At 39.2% G+C, this 19226-nt stretch carries 14 protein-coding genes; 8 read left to right on the top strand and 6 right to left on the bottom strand.

Going from position 1 to position 19226, the window contains the following annotated elements; all coding sequences use genetic code 11:
• Positions 1-114 precede the first annotated feature (114 nt).
• The 4 genes from addA to OSJ91_RS06870 form a co-directional block, all read right to left on the bottom strand.
• Positions 115-3855 (bottom strand): helicase-exonuclease AddAB subunit AddA, encoded by a 3741-nt coding sequence (addA, locus tag OSJ91_RS06885; protein ID WP_350301703.1) that lies wholly within the window; start codon positions 3853-3855, stop codon positions 115-117.
• Positions 3848-7345 carry a helicase-exonuclease AddAB subunit AddB gene (addB, locus tag OSJ91_RS06880; RefSeq protein ID WP_485891277.1) on the bottom strand — a complete coding sequence of 1166 codons (3498 nt, stop codon included), beginning with the start codon at positions 7343-7345 and terminating at the stop codon, positions 3848-3850. Before addB ends, addA begins: the two co-directional genes overlap by 8 nt.
• Before the next feature lie 191 nt (positions 7346-7536).
• Positions 7537-8100 carry a signal peptidase I gene (lepB, locus tag OSJ91_RS06875; protein WP_350301701.1) on the bottom strand — a complete coding sequence of 188 codons (564 nt, stop codon included), beginning with the start codon at positions 8098-8100 and terminating at the stop codon, positions 7537-7539.
• A 33-nt stretch (positions 8101-8133) separates the two neighbouring features.
• Positions 8134-8748 carry a TVP38/TMEM64 family protein gene (locus tag OSJ91_RS06870; protein WP_350301700.1) on the bottom strand — a complete coding sequence of 205 codons (615 nt, stop codon included), beginning with the start codon at positions 8746-8748 and terminating at the stop codon, positions 8134-8136.
• A 288-nt stretch (positions 8749-9036) separates the two neighbouring features.
• Between OSJ91_RS06870 and OSJ91_RS06865 the strand changes: the two genes are divergently transcribed.
• From OSJ91_RS06865 to OSJ91_RS06855, 3 genes are all read left to right on the top strand, one after another.
• Positions 9037-9408, top strand: coding sequence for a YhjD family protein (locus OSJ91_RS06865; RefSeq protein WP_350302809.1), 372 nt, complete (start codon positions 9037-9039; stop codon positions 9406-9408).
• A 1425-nt stretch (positions 9409-10833) separates the two neighbouring features.
• Complete coding sequence (locus OSJ91_RS06860; protein ID WP_485891276.1) at positions 10834-11673, top strand: ComEC/Rec2 family competence protein; 840 nt, start codon at positions 10834-10836, stop codon at positions 11671-11673.
• Positions 11674-11892 carry a DUF3006 domain-containing protein gene (locus OSJ91_RS06855; protein ID WP_057275817.1) on the top strand — a complete coding sequence of 73 codons (219 nt, stop codon included), beginning with the start codon at positions 11674-11676 and terminating at the stop codon, positions 11890-11892. It abuts the gene before it with no gap.
• 47 nt (positions 11893-11939) lie between these two features.
• On the opposite strand, the gene OSJ91_RS06850 is transcribed toward OSJ91_RS06855, so the two are convergent.
• Complete coding sequence (locus tag OSJ91_RS06850) at positions 11940-12323, bottom strand: competence protein ComK (RefSeq protein ID WP_485891862.1); 384 nt, start codon at positions 12321-12323, stop codon at positions 11940-11942.
• Positions 12324-12545: 222 nt separating this feature from the next.
• Here OSJ91_RS06850 and OSJ91_RS06845 point away from each other — a divergent pair, with 222 nt between their 5' ends.
• A complete protein-coding gene (locus OSJ91_RS06845) occupies positions 12546-13391 on the top strand; it encodes a helix-turn-helix domain-containing protein (RefSeq protein ID WP_485891275.1) in 846 nt (281 codons plus the stop codon).
• 325 nt (positions 13392-13716) lie between these two features.
• Here the strand turns inward: OSJ91_RS06845 and OSJ91_RS06840 are convergent, their stop codons facing one another.
• Positions 13717-14586 carry a LysR family transcriptional regulator gene (locus tag OSJ91_RS06840; RefSeq protein ID WP_350300576.1) on the bottom strand — a complete coding sequence of 290 codons (870 nt, stop codon included), beginning with the start codon at positions 14584-14586 and terminating at the stop codon, positions 13717-13719.
• Positions 14587-14714: 128 nt separating this feature from the next.
• Between OSJ91_RS06840 and OSJ91_RS06835 the strand changes: the two genes are divergently transcribed.
• The 4 genes from OSJ91_RS06835 (at position 14715) to OSJ91_RS06820 (ending at position 18726) form a co-directional block, all read left to right on the top strand.
• Positions 14715-15254, top strand: a complete 540-nt coding sequence (locus OSJ91_RS06835) for a prolyl-tRNA synthetase associated domain-containing protein (protein WP_350300577.1) — start codon at positions 14715-14717, stop codon at positions 15252-15254.
• Between the two features lie 175 nt (positions 15255-15429).
• Positions 15430-16323: a DMT family transporter gene (locus OSJ91_RS06830; protein WP_350300578.1), complete on the top strand. Its 894-nt coding sequence runs from the start codon at positions 15430-15432 to the stop codon at positions 16321-16323.
• Between the two features lie 398 nt (positions 16324-16721).
• Positions 16722-17234, top strand: a complete 513-nt coding sequence (locus OSJ91_RS06825; RefSeq protein WP_485891274.1) for a hypothetical protein — start codon at positions 16722-16724, stop codon at positions 17232-17234.
• Between the two features lie 196 nt (positions 17235-17430).
• Positions 17431-18726: an IS110 family RNA-guided transposase gene (locus OSJ91_RS06820; RefSeq protein ID WP_485890017.1), complete on the top strand. Its 1296-nt coding sequence runs from the start codon at positions 17431-17433 to the stop codon at positions 18724-18726.
• The last annotated feature ends 500 nt before the right edge of the window (positions 18727-19226 follow it).

The following is a 19226-nucleotide window of genomic DNA, read 5'->3' as shown; positions in this document are numbered from 1 at the left end:
TCTACTCCTTTAAAAAGGTATTTTTCTCCACTAGTATATAGTAAGCATTTATATCTTTTCAAACTATTCTGTTTATTTATCCAAAAAGAAGCGTCCCACTTATGGGACACTCCTTCACTCTTTTACTTCCAATAAATGCGAGCCGTCAAAGAAAAACAAGTAACGGCCGGTTACCTTCTTATTCATGATCCCTTCAACAGCCCGCGTATAAAGCTGAAGCTGCATCCGGTATCGATCGGCAAGAATCTCTTTTGCCCCTTCATACCCGCTGGCAAAACGTCCGGTGATTGTATCCGTTTTATAATCGAGAAGCACAAGACCTTGTTCATCCTCAAAGATACAATCAATAACACCTTGGATTAGTATCTCTTCATCTCCAGCTGCCCAATCGCTGTAAGCTTCCTTTGCAGGCAGCGACATCGTAAATGGCACTTCACGGCGAAGGTTCACGGCCTCTAGCATTCTTTGTCCGATTTCACTGTCAAAGAAATCGACGATCGTCTCAGGGTCCACAGCTTCTTTCTGTTCCTCCGTCAACAGCTCACGTTGAATCAAGTCAACCATCAGTTCCTGAATCGACTGAATGGTAATCTCTTTAGATAAATCAATATGCTGCATGACTAAATGTGTAATCGTACCCCTTTCAGCAGGAGTCAGTGACTTTTCTTGCATGAAAGTCGGCCGCTTCGTGATAGGCCGCTTAAATTTACGCAATAGCTCTGTGGAGCTTTGCTCGTCCTTTAGTTCATATTGACGTTTTAGTTCAGAAACGGATTGCTTGGAACGATACACCGTCGCCTCATGCTCGGGGTACTCCCACTCAAGCTGTTTCTTGATATCATCATAAAACTCGGAAACGATACTGACCTTCTCCGATTTCTGGACATGTTCAAGCATTTGCTCTTGAACCAGTGCCTCTTCCTCATCCAGAACAGCAAGCTCTTCACTTGGAATGACGGAAATGGACCAATTCGATGGGTGTGACTCCATTTCCAAGCCAAGACCTGCAGCCCCAAGAGAATCCCGATGGCGGACAAGGGATGGACCAATCCAATCAAGATAACTTTTTGCACCTGCCCGTACATAGTCCTTCAATAGCCAATCTCCATGTGCCGCATTACTTTCCCAGTTCTGCTGCGTTTTTTCTGCATCATTGATACTGGCAATCAAATAAAGCTTTTCCTTAGCCCTCGTTAGAGCCACGTAGAGGACACGCATCTCCTCGGCAATTAATTCAAGCTGCTTTTTTTTCTTAAAAGCCAATTGAGGGAGGGATGGATAAGTTATCCGTAATTCGGAATTAACATACTTTGCCGCAAAGCCATAATCCTTATCCAGTAAATAGGGCTTGCGTAAATCCATCATATTGAATTGCTTGGAAAGACCGGCAATGAACACGATCGGGAACTCAAGCCCCTTTGACGAGTGAATCGTCATCAGCCGGACTACATCTTCCTGTTCTCCTAAAGCACGAGCTGCCCCTAAATCATCTCCGCGTTCTTGCATCCTTTCTATGAAACGCAAGAAACGGAACAGACCGCGGAATGAACTTGCTTCATATTGCCTTGCCCTGTCATACAGCGCTCTTAAATTGGCCTGACGCTGTTTGCCGCCCGGCATCCCACCTGCAAAATCATAAAACTGCGTTTCGCGGTATAGCAGCCAGATCAAATCTGATAATGCCTCCTGCCTGGCAAGCTTCCTCCACTTCACTAGTTTTTTATAAAAAGCAGTAGCCTTTTCATAAAGCCCCGGATGTTCTTCCGGGTCACTCTTTCTGTAAAAATCAGCTAGCGCTTCGTAGTAGCTCCCTGTATGGAATAAACGCACCTGTGACATCTCTTCTTCATCCAGTCCGACGATGGGTGAACGGAGAACGGATGCCAATGGGATATCCTGTTGCGGATTATCAATCACCTTCAATAGGGAAATCATGATGGCCACTTCGGTCGCTTCAAAATACCCTGTTGATAAATTGGCATAGACTGGAATCCCTTGTTTTTTAAATTCCTCCATGATTTGCGGTGCCCATGGCATCGAACGAAGAAGAATGACCATGTCCCGATAGGTGGCAGATCGGTACTTTTTGGTTTTCGTATCATATATCCGTTGCTTTTCGCTTATAGCCTTTTTAATGAGCTTTGCCATCTGCCTTGCTTCGAGCTGCGCTTTTTCAAGCTCCTCGGCCTCAAACCCGCCATCCGATCCTTCCATTTCCGAATGTGCTTCCGGATCGGCTGTTCCGTCAATTAAATGGAGTTCGATCGGGTTTGGATCGTCTTCGGGATATGGGGCGCCTTTTTTCAATTGGGCATCTTCATCATAATCAATCTCACCGACAGTAATGCCCATCAACTGTTGAAACAAGAAATTGGTCCCATCGAGAACTTCTTTTCGGCTCCGGAAATTGCGGTTTAAATCAATTTTCAGTCCGGAATCAACACCATCATGGGTAAAACGTGTGTATTTTCCAAGGAAGAGATTCGGTTCCGCAAGCCTGAACCGGTAAATGGACTGCTTGACATCGCCTACCATGAAAAGATTCCCATCATATTCGCCGTCTGCCGTCACAAGTTTTAAAATGGATTCCTGAACCAGGTTAGTATCCTGGTACTCATCCACTAGCACCTCTTTGAACTGGTTCCTGTATTCAATGGCTGCCGCTGAAGGTTTTCGTTCACCATCCACCGTTTCCCCTGTCAAAATTTGAAGACAATAATGTTCCAAATCGGCGAAATCCACCAAGTTCTTTTCTGCTTTTGCAGCAAAGAATCTTTCGTCAAACCGTTTAACAAGCATTACAAGTGTATCGACATATCCCTTGAGCTCCCTTATATCCCTCAAGTAGCTTTCCGGTTTACGGGTAAATAACTCTTCCTGTAACGATTTGATGATTTTCTTCGCCTTATCACGGTACTTGGTAGCCTCATCCGTAATTTCTTTGATAAACTCCGCACCAGAAAGGCGTTTTGCCGTCCCAAATTTCACGTTTTGGATTTCTTCATAAAGAGCATTCCAGGATTGGTCCTTCAACTCTGAAAGTTTAGCAACCATGGCAAGATCGGCTATATAGTTTTCAGCCCTTGGTGCCGGCCCCCCAGGGATTTTTGTCAACGCAAGCGAGCGTTCCAATAAATCCCTGGAGGTGTCCAATTGTAAACCGATATCGAACTTCAATGAATCGATAAACGAAAGATCATCAATCCCATCATCATCTGCCAGCTCATACATGCTGGCGGCACCATCAAGCCATCGGTCCGGGTCTGGATTCGATTGTGAAAAATCATGCAGCGATCGAACGATATTCTGAAGTGCATCATCGTTTCGATCGCTAGTGAAAGCATCAACCAAATTAAAGAACTCTTCATTATCACTTTGCCCATACTGCTCCTCGAAAAGCTCTTCCATCACTTCATCACGAAGCAATTGGATCTCCGTAGAATCTGCAATCCGGAAGCCCGGGTCGATATCCGTCAGATAATAATACTTCCTGATCACCTCTAAACAAAAGGAATGAAGCGTGGAAATCGAAGCACGATTAATCAAGCTCAACTGCTTACGCAAATGCTGTGAATGCGGATTATCATTGATCGCTTTTTCTAATGCCTCACTTATCCGATGACGCATCTCGGCAGCTGAGGCATTGGTGAATGTAACGACAAGCAGTTCATCAACATCGATTGGATCTTCTTCTGAAATGACTTTTTGAATGATCCGGTTGACCAGCACCGCTGTTTTCCCTGAGCCTGCTGCGGCCGCAACCAGAATGTCCTGATCTTTAGCCCATATCGCCTTCCATTGATCTTCCGTCCAAGTCACGTCTCCTGGCAGAGCAGGAATTTTCGTTTTACTCATCGCTCTCACCCTCCCCCCTTAATAGCTTAAGAACATCATTTTGTTTTTTCTGTGCCAAATTCCTGAATTGGTTCTCCTCCAGTGACTGGTCGAATTGGCATACAGATTTAAAGGAACAGAAGGTACACGGCGTTTTTTCCTTTAGTTTGTATGGCGTTATATCGACATCACCATCGACCATTCGATCACCAGCCTCCTGATAAATACGGCGCACATGATGATTCAGAAGCGAAAACTCTTCCCTGCTGGCAACTTTGGAAGCCTTAAGGAGCGATCCGTCCTTTTTAAATCCAGCTGGAATGATATCCGACTTACCAGGATTTTCAATATCAAGTGAGGTATCCATCATTTGAATGACATTTGAATGATCCAGTACAAGTCCATTCATTTTAAAACTTTTATAAATTTCTTCTTCAATTTTATCCAAGCTGAGCATTCCCTTTGATTTGACAACAGGATTATGCACATGAAAATATAAAACCCCGGCAGGGATCGCTTCTTTTCCAATAAGCGACTTGGAATGGGTGACGACGATATCAAGGTATGTCAACATCTGCAGCGCGAGTCCATAATATACTTCACTCATGTTCAGTTCCTTTTCACTCGACTTATAATCGAGCACACGCAAATAGACACCCTCATCTTCTTCCGCTTTATCCACGCGGTCGATCCGCCCGATCAATTCCATCTTCGTACCGTTTTTCAATGTGAAAGAAAGTGGCGGCAGCTCGCCATTTTTTCCGAATCCGAGTTCTAATCCGATTGGAGCAAAACCGCTCACCTTTGCATGTTCACTTAATACGATCGAGGCCCGTCCAATCACGTGTTCCAGTTTCCTGCGTAAATAGTGATGGCGATTCGTACTTAACAAAATCTGATTTTGGAGTTTAGGAGCAAGTCTCTCCACAGCAATTCTGGCCAGCTCCAAGCATTGTTCCGAAGTCAATGTAGACCAAGGAATATCATGTTCCTTTAAGTAATCGGAAATCATTTTCAACGCTCCATGGAACATCTCGCCTATATCCGGCGCATCCAAACGGAAAATTTGCCGTTCCCTCAATTTCAAGCCATGAGCGGCATAATGGGAAAACGGGCAGCTATTGAACATTTCCATCCTGGATACACTCGTAAGAATGCTCTCACCGTATAATTGCTTACTTGTTTCCTCAGATAATTTCTTTGTCCTATTTTGATAAAAAAGGCTCGATAAAACCTTAGTTGCTGAAGGACCGGCCTTTTCATCATCAATAATGGCATTATATACATCCCACCATAGTGAATGGATTGGATAGTTCCTTTTTTTCAACTGCAATTGGGCAGCCAGGTACGATAGGGCCACATCATGATTCGCAGCATATTTCACCTGTTCCTCAGCAGGCAGATCGGACGGATCGTTCATATAATACACTTCGGAAACGTTAGGCAATACGTCCCTTACCCGTTTTAAATAGGATGAGGGTAAAAGTGCCTTTCCTTCCTCATCGGCAAGCGGATATGATAGATAAAGGGCCTCAGCAGGCGTAGTGAATGCTTTGTACGCTGTAAACTCCTCATCCAGCAGGCGCACTTTTGAACTTGGGGCAACATCAAGTCCACCAGCCAGCAGCACATCACGATCACTATCTGAAAATATTCCGTCAGATACAGCTTTTCCTGGCAGAACCCCTTCGTTCAGGCCGATAACAAAAGCTGTCTTCACATCATCCAGGCGGGATAAATCTAGGCTGGCGACCAATACTTGGTCAATTGCCGGCGGTACCAAAGAAAATTCAAGAGATTCCAGACCAGCTTCAATGATTACCGCAAACTGTTTCATGGAAAGCTCTTCCCCGCTCAGCAGTTCAACGAATTGGTCCAATAGGTCGACAACCGCATTCCAAGTTTGCTCATGCTCTCTTGCCGATACCAAATCACCTGCTTCTTCTGCCTCCAGTTTCAGCTTTTCCAATTTTTCAGGTACATGCAATTCTTCAAGATATAGATAAAGGGCTTCACACAATTCCCTGCCATTAGCAGCTTTTTTAACACGTTTTGAGAGCTTCAAGATGGGCTCGGTAAATAATTGCTTCATCTCATTCAACTCTTGCTCAAGCTTCATTTCCTTATCCGTTTGGTTCCGGTCCTCGAGTTCCAGGCCGCGGAATCGCCTGTAGGTCCAACGATCTTTGGACGTCCACCTGCTTCCTTTAATGCCGCGGGCCAGCACATAGTTCTCCAGCTTATCTACCTGTTCGCGCATCCTATCGTGATTTTTTTGCAGCGGAAATAGAAGCTCCGTCTTGATTGCACGAAATACCGGCTCATAACGCCAATAGCCATTGATGATCTCCAAAGTGGAACGAATCAGTTCAATCAGAGGATGATTCAGCATCGTCCGTTTGGAATCGACGAACAAGGGTATTTGATAATCCCGAAAAACGGTTTGTAAAATATCTGCGTATGCTTCCCCATTACGGACTAAAATCGCAATATCACGGAAGCGGTGCTGTTTCTGTCTGACCAGCGACAAGATGTCCCGGGCAACTCCCTCAATCTCAGCTCTGCGGTTAACTGCCTGGGCGATCGTTACATCAGGTGACTGCTCAAACGTTTGTGCAGGACGAATGGCAAAATAAGTTTCCAGATGATTCAGCCCTGGACTCTTTCCAAACCTTTCCGTCCCTTTTAAGATTCGATCTTCTGAAATCGGTATGCCATTCCTCAATCCAGCCTGATAAAGGTGATGATAAAGATTTCCCGTTTGCCTGAACAGCTGCAAATCATCCGGTGCATATTGCCTGTAGGGCTGATCTAACGTCAGTGAGATCGTTACACTCCTGCACAACTTCATCATTTCTTCCACAATCAATAATTCCTGTGGAGTCAAGCTATAAAAACCATCGATGTATATATCCGCATTCCTTATATATGAAGACTCTGGCATTTTCTCGATCAGCAAAGTGAAGTAGTCTTCGGAGTCTAAATATTTGTTGACCATTTCATCCTCAAAAGCCTGATAGACCAATTCAAGATCATGCAGTTTATCCTGAATGCCGCTGCCGGCCTGTGAGGTTTCTGCCAAATAGTTTTGAATGTCATCAGGCTGGATGCAATACTGCTTGAATTCAGCCAGCATTAGCTCCATCTGTGCAATGAACCCCTGCTTATCAGCAGATCGACGAAACATCTTTAACTCTTCCTTTTTATCATCCATGATCTTCCGTATCAACATATTGACGCCGACACTGTCCAAATGCAGCCGGCTCATCCCCCCGGTTTCCTGAAGGACTCGCCATGCAAGCCTGCTAAAACTGAAAACCTGTGTCCGGATCATTCCGGCAAGGCCTGGTGTTTTAATTAGTTTATATTCAGATAGAAACGTCATCTGATCAGGAACGAGGTAGATAATTGGATTACCTTCGGGATCTTCTGTCAATTTGGAGCGGATTTCGTCCAATATATTCGAAGTTTTCCCTGCACCCGATCTTCCCAGTAAAAAACGGAGTGACATCTCTTTTTCCCCCTTACAACATAATATCTAGACCCATCATACCAGAAATACTTTCGTCTCTATGACTAGGTTTCTGTTTCCAATTAGATTTACTTTCTATTATTTTACCGTTTCCCTTCAAAAAACACCAATCGTACGTTCGTATTTTTCCCCCAAAAGAAAAAGCCCACATAATTTTTGGGCTTCCACAATCATTCACCTGTAAATTTAAAATTGAAATCATTGACCGGCCAATATCGAACATCCACTTTACCGACAACATTTTCAACCGGTATATAACCAAAGTGACGGCTGTCAGCACTTTCAAGACGGTTATCACCCATGACAAAAAGCTTGCCCTCCGGAACTTTGGTCATGTCCGTCAATTCTTTTAATGTAAAATCACCCGTAAAATCCTGTTCTGGGAAACCTTCCTTGAATTTCTCAAGATAAGGCTCATCCACTTTCTCACCATTTACGTAAAGCCAATCATCTTTATAACGAATTCGGTCACCTGCAATCCCTATAACTCGCTTAACATAATCCTCTTGTGAATTCGCATGAAAAACAATAATGTCAAAACGGTTGATATCATGAATCTGGTAATTGATTTTATTCACGACAAGTTTATTTCCATCTTCAAGGGTCGGCTGCATCGACTTCCCTTCAACATCATAGCTTGAAAAGAGAAATGTACGGATTAAGATGTAAATAACAAAAGCTATCATCGCTGGTTTTATCCAATCGGATAAAGAATTCTTGTTTGTTTTTTCCATCTAGTTCAACCCCTACTGCATTTATATATTAATTTATTGTCCTTCTTCTCTCTTCATGCTTTTATTTAACCTGACTTCCAGTCTTTTCCCTACATACCATAGGATAAAGATGACGATTCCGATAATGATCGTTCGCACAGGTTTATGAATCAATGATACTAAATCGTAACCTACGAAGCTAATCGTAAAAATCATCACCGCTTTCCCACCCACTACTGCAAGTCCATATTGCAGCATACTGACTTTTGAAAGTCCTGCCACGATATTAACGATAGCCGAAGGTGTAAAAGGGAAGCAGAGTAATATGAACAAAGGACCGAATCCATGGCTCTCAACCCAAACCATCAGCCTCTGCACCTGTTTATGCTTTTGCAAAAATCGGAAAAACCTCATTTGACCATATCTTCTAATAATCCAAAAGATCAAAAAAGACCCTGCTACCGCACCAATCCAAGAAAATAAAAATCCCCACCAGAGACCAAAAGCCGTTGCATTAGCAAGCACGAACACCACTAAGGGCAAAAAAGGCAAAAAAGCTTCCAGCATCGGCAGCAAGATCCCAGGAATTGGACCGAATGAGCGATATTGCTGAATAAGTGCCGATATATGATCAAGTGTAAACCACTCACGTATAGTATCCAAATCCATAATTATCTCCCTCGACATGCTGCCATCATTGCAGCATAAACTTATTAAAAACTGTTTATTTTAGATATATCACTTTCCCCTGAAATTGCAAGAATTATTATCCATATATCTTCATACTTTCCCTATCTCCGGAAAACATAATCTTGTTAACGAATATTTCTTGATTTATCAAAACTGCTTGCAAATACACTGAAAATACATTAGGATAAAAATAGAACGCACGTTCTTATTTTACGGAATATACATACTATTATTAAAAACGCGCTATTTTAGAAAGGGGCGGTCATGATGACCCGCATTCCAGAAGATGACCGAAATATGATTGAAAAAGCCATCTACCTCCCTATGGTTATTACAGTCTTAAACCGGGATCTCAAGGTCATCGAAATTAGTCCGTTTAAATTAAAAAGGCCCTATTCGGAGCTAGTCGAACATATTTTAAAAGTGGTTCAAGACGAACTTGCCGAGGTACGGCGCTATTTGCGCAAGGAGAATATTAAGGTTAGTGAAATCAAACGCGATGAATCCTTCACGATGTATTGTTTTTTATATAAAGGATACGAGGAACATCATAATTATTTCAATCCCCGCCTTCGCAACAAAACAGAAGACTTGTTATGTCATTACTTTTTCGAAAAAAACCACCGTTCAAGGAATTAGCGGGTACAGGCAACCTCCGTAAATGTTTGTGTCCATGAATGTGGATGTTTGGAGCCTTAGATCATCCAATATCTTATATGAGAAAGTTACGCTTAATCAGTCAATATAGGAATTATCGTAACGGAATGTTTCGGTTAAGAATAAGCTGATAATGTTTTTTATTTAAAACTTTATCAGCAAATGATATTCCATCGAGTGAATTTGATTTTCTGATTGAACTACACTCTGTAAATGCTTCTTGATTAATTGCTAAACATATTTAATTATATCCAATCATAGCAACATTTCACTAATATATGGTGTACAATCTATTAGATCTAATTGGAATAGCAGAAAGTATTTTGTCTAAACACAGTATATTGCACCGATTTTCATTTTCAAAACTTTTGTTAAAGGGATTTATCCAGAAGAAACACATAACAAAGAAGACGGAAAGTACAGGCCTCCCGAAGAGTTAGCGGAAAGAGATAATAAGGGTTACATAGAGACAGAAATTATACATATAAATCTTCGTACCCTTATATTGATTTACGGCAATACGCTTTAAATAATGATATACGGGTGCTGTGAAGTGCAGTCCAAATAAAGACGGGGGAAATTATGAAAAAGAGCAGCCTTATAATGAATTCTATTCTTGGATATATTGCAATAGGAGTATTCGTTATTGGTTATATTAGAAGTATACCGGTATATAACTATATAATTCTAGGTTTTGAAGTAGATTACATTATTCTTACATTAGGAACGTCTTTCATTTTTGGATACATATATTACCTTGAGAAGCAATTAAAGGTCCCCAAAAAGGCACTTTTTATTGGGAGAGCATGTTTTTTTATCACTTTAATAGGTAGTTTCATTTTAGAAGTGATTTGAAATTCAGCATTCTCCCCCCCTCTATTTCTGAACCATTTGAGAGAAGAAGGCTGTACACATTTCAGTAACTTTATGATACCTACACTTAAACTGTGTGCAGCTAACTTCTACAAATTAGAAAATTACTGTAAAAATGCTCTATCCTAAGGAAGCAAAAGAGGAACTGTTTGTATATCGATGGTTTTTCAAAGAAGGCTCTGAAACATAAAAAAGAAACTTAAGATTTAATGGATGAGTTATTTGAAGATTAATTCTGATGCCCTTCTCATATGAGAAGGGCTTTTGGTTGTGACTTTTGCTAAAGTAAACATTGATATGAATGATCGTATGAAAGAATCATTCCATTATCCGCCTGTAGAATATCATCTTCTCCATATTGAAAACTCAGGTACATTCCCCTTCTTCACCAGTGACAATTCACCATAAATACCCAGGACCATTTTACCTAACCACAATTCTGACACCCGCTTCATTTTTTTATCACAAAGAAAATTATGTCCAAATCCCCATTTTTCGAATTACACATGGTAAATTATTATTTGGAGGGGAAAAATGAAAAAAATAAATATTCTACTGGTTGCTGTTCTTGTTTTGTCTTTATTTACTGGACTTAAAACAACTGAGGCAGCCTCAAATGTAAAGGTACATTTCATCAATGTTGGACAAGGAGATTCCATCCTTATTCAAACCGGTAACGAAAACGTTTTAATTGATGGCGGCGGTAAAGGAAAGGGCGACGAAGTTGTAGCCTACCTAAAAAAACAAAAGGTGAAAACACTTAATGCATTAGTATCCACTCACCCAGATGCGGATCATGTGGGCGGTCTGGCTTATGTGGTTAAATCGCTTAATGTAAAATCTGTGTATGCCCCTAAAGTTTCTCATACTACCCAGGCATATAAAGACTTTTTAACGGCTGTTAAGCAGAAGAAGCTTACAATAAAAAAAGCTCAGACTGGCGTGGAAATCAACACTAAAGCTAAGGATAATTCCCTTAAATTCATTGCACCTGTTAAAGAATATGCCAAGTCTGACTTAAATAATTGGAGTGCAGTCCTTTTACTTAAACACGACAAAAAAACATTCTTGTTTACAGGTGATGCTGAAGAAAAATCAGAGACAGATATGCTGGCTAAAAAACTGGTACCAAGTGTGGATGTACTTAAAGTCGGCCATCATGGTGCAAAAACATCAACTAGTTCAGCATTCATTAACAAAACAAAACCGAAATACGCTGTAATCAGTGTAGGAAAAAATGGCTATGGGCATCCTACTTCCACTGTTATAAAACGGTTGAATTCAGTGAAGGCCAAAACTTATCGCACAGATAAATCAGGTAACATTATTTTTACTTCTACAGGTCAGAAAATTACTGTAAAGACGGTGAAATAAATGGTACAAGGAATTATTGACCGCTTCGAAGGAAAGATCGCTGTCGTTGAAATCGATGGTGGTGACATGAAGGATTTTCCTAAAAGCGCTCTCCCAAAGGGAGCAAAAGTAGGAGATATGCTGATTATCGATGGTGATACCATCACCATTTCCAAAGAGGGCACTGAGAAGTTAAGAAAAGAAATTGACGATCTAATGGATGAATTATTTGAAGATTAATTCCTGGGCCCTTCTTTAATAAGAAGGGCTTGCTTTGGTTTGACTGTTTAACGCGGTATATACTTTGACAGTACCTCTGAAGCCTTGACCCCATTTGCTTCGGTGAACAGATAGAATGATTTCCTCTTTGTTTCCTCAATCCTCTGGATCAATTTCGTTTTTAAAAAAGAAGTCCGGTGCAGCTGGTTTTCGAAAGAACTGCATGATACTGCTATATCGATGGTTTGTCTATTCCTGAATGTGATGGTAGTATGTTTGGAATCCAGGCGGTCATAGGATACCACATGCTCATGTGATAACCAGATGCATTGAGGACGCAACGGAGATGTAGTGGGAAAGAAGAAAATCGAACTGGTCGGATCGATCGCAATAGGCGCTTTATGTGTGATGTTTATAAGCTGTTTTGTGCCTTGCTTGCGTCCTTCATAGATTATGAAAGTACTAAAAATAACCTCTTGAAAATTAAAAACAAAAAAGCACAGCGTGTTTAAATGATGCTGGAAACATCCCTTAAACCGTCCGCCTACTCACGATAGGCAAACATTTGCTGTACTCTATGCAAGTATTTTATATCATGTTTAGAGTTGAAAGCAACAGTTTGCTTACATTTGGCAATCTGTTGCTTTTTTGTTTCCAAAGAGGAGACATAGTTTATGAAGAAACGTATTGATGTAATCGCAAATGAAGAAGCATATAACAACCTATCATCTTTCATTGACGTAGAAGAATTAAATAAGAATGTACGAGTTTACCGAGACTTCATTAGAGTGTCTGTAAAACGTGTAGATGTACAAGCTAGATTAATTAAGTTGTTAGAGATTTTAAAGCGTCACAGTTGCAAACAAATAGGTGTGAGCTATATGTGTAAGAATACCATTGCAGCTAAGCTTGAAGTCTCTTATAAAACTGTTCAACGTTTAATGAAAAAACTTGAAGACCTCGGCATGATCCGCCAGGTACCCATGAAGAGAAAAAAGGATATGATGCAAACAGCCAATGCCATCATTATTCAGCCTGTGAAAGATGATATGACCGGCAAGACCCCTGCGAAAGAGGTCAAGAAGTGTCCGGCCATTAAAACAAATACTTCTTTCTTAAAACAAAATATTAAAAACAATAAACGTAAAGATGTTGCTCAATTCTCTCATGTGGATAATTCTCCAGAAAACTCTTTGAAACAAGCAAATTTCGTAGCCCATTGGGTTCCAGGTGTATTTAGTAACCTAGTTGGTTCATTCTACGAAAAAGCTGAAACTATACAGGAATTCTGGAAGGTAATTAAGCAATGTAATAGAGTGGTGGATTATTCGACTAACAAACGGGCATTTACAAGGAAACAGGAAATAGAAATCGGCACCAAAGCATTCAAGAAATTTGCTATGAAGATTAAGAGTGGAGTTAAGATGCATAAAGGGCAATTTGCTTACTTCAACGGCATTGTAAACAAACTTATGAATAATCTTTACTTTGATGCAGATTTTATGGACAACCATAATTAATCTCAGAAAAGGTGATTATTGATTTTCTTATAGAACTAAAGGGGCAGTTTAGTGCAAGAAGGATTACTGAAACAATTAGGATAGTTATTTATACTTTCGTTTGCTAAGGTTCTAGTGAGGTCTATTTTAAAAACACGCATTGTTGCCTGTCTGAACATTTTCTTCAGTATCATAAAAAGTTCGGACCAGATTATAGGCACGAACCACTGATTTGAGATTTTCAAACAGACTGTCATGTGTGTTTAAGTAATTGGAAACAGAAATCAGGATTAAAATGATGTGGTGTTTTAACAATGTAATTAAATGATTTCTCCATCATACTTTTTCACTCACTGTTCCTATATGATAAATATTCTAAAAATCTCTTGGACGCAAGGGAAAGTGATTTTTGCTCTCTCGTTGCAATGCCAATATTTCTAAAAGCAGGAACTTCAAGCTCTTTCGCTATAATTTTGTGAGGAATACGCTGTAAAATCAATTCTGGTAATATACTGATTCCTAGTCCATTTTCCACCATAGACATAATTGCGTAGTCATCCCATGTTGTAAAATTAACTTGCGGTGAAATATGGTGCTTCTCAAAAATTTCAGAGATTTCTGCTTTTGCTCCCTTTTCTAATAGCATAAAAGGACTGTTTAGTAATTCGTTGATTGGAAACTTTTCGCAATTAGCAAGCGGATGTTTTTGTGGAATCACTACCAGCAAACGGTCTTGCTCCAAGAAGGTAGTTTCAAGTTCTGTTTTTGACGGTAGCCGCACAAACCCGAAGTCAACACGTCCATTTATAATCCAGCTTTCAATTTCTGTATAATCACCAAGCAGAAGTTCAAAATCAATCTTTGGGTAATCCTTCTTAAAAATTCTAATAATGTTAGGGAGCCAATGGGTTGCTACGCTGGAAAATGTCCCAATACGGATCATCCCAGAATGCATATCGTGTAAGTCTTCGATCTGCGTCATTAAGATTTCATGCTCATTACAGATTCGCTTTAATTGGGGCAGTAACTTTAAGCCATCCGAGGTTAAACTGATACCGGCACGTCCTCTTTCGAAAAGGAAAACCCCCCATTCCGTTTCTAAATCGTTAATCATACGGCTGATTCCAGACTGTGTATAGTCCAATGCTTCGGCAGCTTTGGTAAAGCTACCAAATTCTACTGCTTTGATAAATGCCATATATTTTTGGATATTCATGTCTCTTTCCTCCAATCATCTGGTTTAGTCATGGACATCATGAAAAACATTCGTTTTTGTAATACATGTGAATATGATAAGTTATTACTAATAAAAATTCAAATTGGGAAAGGAAAAGGTATTTAAGGATGTTTTTTGTGAGTGATATTATGGAAAAAGCACCAGACAGCTATAAGGCTCCACTACAAGAAATGGTCTACGAAGCATTGACAAAGTTACAGATTGCATTTGAACGAGTGAATACAGATGAAGCAATTTCAATGGAGGACTGTATCGAGATCAATCAAAAATTGAATGTGAAAATGGTAAAAACGCTGTTCCTCTGCAATAGTAAAAAGACAGAATTTTATTTATTTATCACTACCGCAGATAAGCTATTCAAATCAAAGGATTTCAGCAATGCACTCGGCATTTCACGCGTATCCTTTGCTCCTGCAGAGCTGATGGAAAATATTTTGGGCGTAAAAATCGGCGCTGCTACTGTATTTGGCGTTTTAATGGATAAGGGAAATCTTGTGCAGGTTGTCTTTGATAAGGATGTGCTTTTGGAAGAGTGGTATGGATGTAGCGATGGGACTACAACCGGATATATGAAAGTCAAAACAAAGCTGGTCGTCAATAACTTCCTAACCTATGCAAAGCACATTCCGACTGTGATTGAAATGTGAAATGCAGAAAAAGAATGTGATTAAAATGAAAAGTGCATATTTTATTTGAAACATGCGCACAAATCGGTGTAAGTATTGCCACCCTGCATATTATCGAGGTCTGTGATCGCTTATATTAAAAAAGGTTAAGAATCTACGAAATATAAGCTGTTTCGCAGATTCGTAGGAGAAGACGATGAAATCTAAAATTCAGTTTATATTATCAATGATTATTTTCGGTACAATTGGTTTAGTTGTTCGATACATTGATCTATCTTCGAGCGAAAGAGCTTTACTAAGCAGTTTCATAGGATGCTTATTCTTACTGTTAATATTCTTCATGAGTAAGAAGAAAATATCATGGAATTTAGTTAAATCTAATGCTTTATTTTTGATTCTCTCAGGTATTGCATTGGGAGGGAATTGGATCTTTCTTTATCAATCCTACGATCATACAACACTTGCCAATGCAACGCTAGGTTATTATTTTGCACCTGTGTTTGTGATGGTTCTTTCTCCCTTTGTACTTCGGGAACAATTATCCATTAAAAAAATTGTGTGTATTGGTGTAGCAATCATTGGTATGTTAATGATTGTAGGAGAAGGCGTGAGTGCATCCAAATCAGATGACATACTTGGACTTTCCTTTGGATTAATCGCAGCTGCATTTTATGCCGCATTATTGCTTTTAAATAAATTTATTGAAGATATTGGAAGGTTAGAGCTGACCATCATTCAGCTTGGAACAACCACTTTACTTCTAATGCCATATGTTTTCCTTACTGAAGGATTTGGTATCTTTGAAGTATCAAGTTCTTCCATTCCTTTTATTTTAATTTTAGGGATCATCAATACAGGAATTGGGTTTTGGTTATTTTTCTCTGGTATGGAAAAATTAAAAGGACAGAGTATAGCTATGCTAAGTTATGTAGATCCATTTGTAGCTATATTGATTTCTGCAATTATTCTGAAAGAACAAATGACAATTGTTCAAATGCTTGGTGGGGCATTGCTATTAGGCTCTACATTTGTTAGTGAAATTAAATCAGTCAACTTTTCAAAACAATTAATGAAAACACCAGCTGAATAACGTTAAGAAGTGGGAAGCATTCGTTTCCACTGTTTTATCTTAAGCATAGTATTACTCTAAGAAGAAGCATGATTAGTGTAGAAGAGTAGGATAAATTTATCTTACTTTTTTTGTTTTAGCAATTCTAAGTCTTAATAATAGCCCTTATGTAAATGCAGGTATAGAAGGTATATAATATGCTATGGATTAAAAATTTAATATCCCACAATACAAGCTAATATAAGTCAGTCTTATTCCATTAAAGGGAGCGATTCTTTAATAAAGATCTCTTTTCTTAATGAACTAACGGGTGCGTTAGTTCTTTAACAGGGGGTGCTTCGGCAGCCTTTTGGGGGCAGGTTAGTGAAAGAGGGTTATGGTAAACTTAACTTATGGAAAATACAAAAAAGGTATTTTATATGAGACGAAATATTATTATTTTCATTACATTTGGAGTTGTTCTTCTATTATCGGTATTTTTATTTAATCATACTTTCTCTCGCTCTTATCATCATATATTTACGAAAACAACAGATTTAAGTAAAGAAAACATTGAAGGGTTATTTTTAAATGATGATTTTTATAGTGAAGCAATCACAAAAAGGTATGGGAAGAAAACAGAACAAAGTAGGAATGTAACAAATTATGATTATTTTGAGTTAAAGAAAGGAATTGAAATAGCAGTAAGTGAAACAGGAAACATTACGAGATTTATTATAACTAACAGTAGTTTAGAGACTATAAAAGGAATAAAAATTGGTGACAAAAAGGAAGATGTAATAAAAGTATATGGAAATAATTATTATTTTCGCTCGGAACAAGGAGTAGATATTATCGGTTATGTAGATAAAAAAAGCGATACATCCATAGAATTCTGGTTATTTGATGGTAAAGTTGATATTTATAAACTTGATAATAAATCAATGAAGTGAAAGTAATTTATCGGATTGCTATTTATTTTCCACTTTCGGTTGTAATAAATGTGAATAATTGTACTTAAAGTAACGGGGCAGCATTCCTGTAATAACTGAAAATGAAGTTTGAACGAAAAAAGACCTCTTGATAAGATGAATGTGTCCTAAGCTGGCCAGCTAAAAAAGGACAAAACATCTATTTGGAGGTCTCACAATGAATTATAACCAAAATCATAAAATCACTCAAATTACTTCTGAAACCTTAATTGTCGGAGTAGATATAGCCAAGCACAATCATGTCGCAAGAGCACAGGATTTTAGAGGATTGGAACTGGGTAAAACGTGTTTCTTTGAAAATACGAATGCAGGATTTCATTCGTTTCTAGATTGGATTAACCAACTTGTTAAAGAGTGTAAGTTAAATCAAGTGATTGTAGGCATGGAGCCAACCGGTCACTACTGGTTAAATCTAGCTCATCTTCTAAAAGAGAATAATATTAAGTTCGTATCTGTCAATCCACTACATGTTAAACGAAGTAAAGAATTAGACGATAATTCACCTACAAAGAATGACGTGAAAGATGCAAAAGTCATCGCACAATTAGTCAAAGACGGAAGATACGCCGAACCAACAATTCCACAAGGAATTTATGCAGAACTCCGAGTGGCCAAAAAACTTCGCGATCTTCTCAACGTTGACTTACAAGTCGTTCAGGGACAAGTTCATAACTGGCTTGATCGTTACTTTCCCGAATTTTTGACAGTGTTCAAAAGTTGGGAAGGCAAGGCAGCTATTCATTTTCTAAAGCTAGAAGCCTTGCCACATGAACTTGTAAATTATACGGAAGAAGAGCTCTTACTTTCCTTAAGACAAGTGGTAAAACGCAGTATAGGCTTAAAGAAGATACGAGCACTCAAAGAAGCAGCCAATCGTTCGATTGGTATTCGTCAAGGGGCAGCTATGGCGAAATTAGAGTTGAGAGCTTTACTAGAGAAGTATGATTTTATTCAAATGAAATTCGAAGAATTAGATTATCAATTAGATCAGTTATTAGACCATATCCCAGGTGTTACTCAGATGTTAGAGGTGTCAGGAATCGGTCGAGATACAGTAGCAGGGTTTTTCGCAGAGGTCGGCGACCTCAGAGACTATCAACATCCTCGCCAAATCGTAAAATTAGCAGGTTTAAGTTTAAAAGAAAACACATCCGGAAAGCACAAAGGTCAGACCAAGATTACCAAACGGGGACGAAAGAAATTGAGGGCTCTCTTATTCCGGGCAGCCATGATACTGGTGGCAAAGAACAAGGCTTTTAAAGCTCTCCATATATATTACACAACACGTGCTCAGAATCCATTAAAAAAAATGCAATCTCTGATAGCCTTGTGTAACAAGCTTATTCGAATTCTGTTTTCAATCGGTAAAAAACAATTTACGTTTCAAGAAGACAAGATGTTAATGGATATCCCTCATATGGCAACATTTATGGTGCATCAAACAGTCGCATAGTTCATCGAATTTAAGGTTACACGGTCATTTAATTAACACTCATTTAAAAGTGAAGCACGGATTAGTCGGCAAAGCAACTAACGTGAGGGCTTAGATCCTGTGGGGCAGCATGACCGACATCCACCTCATGGAAAGGTTGAACGAAGGAATGTAGGAGCATCGACTCTGTGAGACATGGGAGGGTTGACCTCCATGAGACAAGTGGATATCCTAAAGTGCGATTATAACATTGATTAAACCAATTTTTTCCTATAATTGGCTAGTTTAGCATACACTTTTTTCGATAAATCCCTACCCTTGAGGAGTGATGCCGAGCTTACATAAATAACTGTTAATGATATGACTATGAAATTCGAAGAATTCTAGAGCAATCGTGAGATTGTGTTTAGTTTATTGAGGGAGGTTAGTTGAAGAAGGATTTATATCCGAAGTTAAAGAATAACTAATGAATTACAATACTTATTTTGTTAATGGTGTCAGGTTCGTTTAAGAAAAAATTA

The organism is Bacillus sp. T-10(2022), from assembly GCF_056502895.1.
The sequence above is the reverse complement of the archived record's forward strand: the minus strand, read 5'-3'. Positions and strand labels throughout refer to the sequence as shown.

Bases quoted from the DNA above. Each gene is read 5' to 3' on its own strand.
- OSJ91_RS06870 (WP_350301700.1), bottom strand. From the start codon at position 8,748: ATGGATTTGGATACTATACGTGAGTGGTTTACACTTGATCATATATCG.
- OSJ91_RS06855 (WP_057275817.1), top strand. From the start codon at position 11,674: ATGGTACAAGGAATTATTGACCGCTTCGAAGGAAAGATCGCTGTCGTT.
- addA (WP_350301703.1), bottom strand. From the start codon at position 3,855: ATGAGTAAAACGAAAATTCCTGCTCTGCCAGGAGACGTGACTTGGACG.
- OSJ91_RS06860 (WP_485891276.1), top strand. From the start codon at position 10,834: ATGAAAAAAATAAATATTCTACTGGTTGCTGTTCTTGTTTTGTCTTTA.
- OSJ91_RS06830 (WP_350300578.1), top strand. From the start codon at position 15,430: ATGAAATCTAAAATTCAGTTTATATTATCAATGATTATTTTCGGTACA.
- OSJ91_RS06835 (WP_350300577.1), top strand. From the start codon at position 14,715: ATGTTTTTTGTGAGTGATATTATGGAAAAAGCACCAGACAGCTATAAG.
- OSJ91_RS06825 (WP_485891274.1), top strand. From the start codon at position 16,722: ATGAGACGAAATATTATTATTTTCATTACATTTGGAGTTGTTCTTCTA.
- OSJ91_RS06865 (WP_350302809.1), top strand. From the start codon at position 9,037: ATGACCCGCATTCCAGAAGATGACCGAAATATGATTGAAAAAGCCATC.
- lepB (WP_350301701.1), bottom strand. From the start codon at position 8,100: ATGGAAAAAACAAACAAGAATTCTTTATCCGATTGGATAAAACCAGCG.
- OSJ91_RS06820 (WP_485890017.1), top strand. From the start codon at position 17,431: ATGAATTATAACCAAAATCATAAAATCACTCAAATTACTTCTGAAACC.
- OSJ91_RS06845 (WP_485891275.1), top strand. From the start codon at position 12,546: ATGAAGAAACGTATTGATGTAATCGCAAATGAAGAAGCATATAACAAC.
- addB (WP_485891277.1), bottom strand. From the start codon at position 7,345: ATGTCACTCCGTTTTTTACTGGGAAGATCGGGTGCAGGGAAAACTTCG.
- OSJ91_RS06840 (WP_350300576.1), bottom strand. From the start codon at position 14,586: ATGAATATCCAAAAATATATGGCATTTATCAAAGCAGTAGAATTTGGT.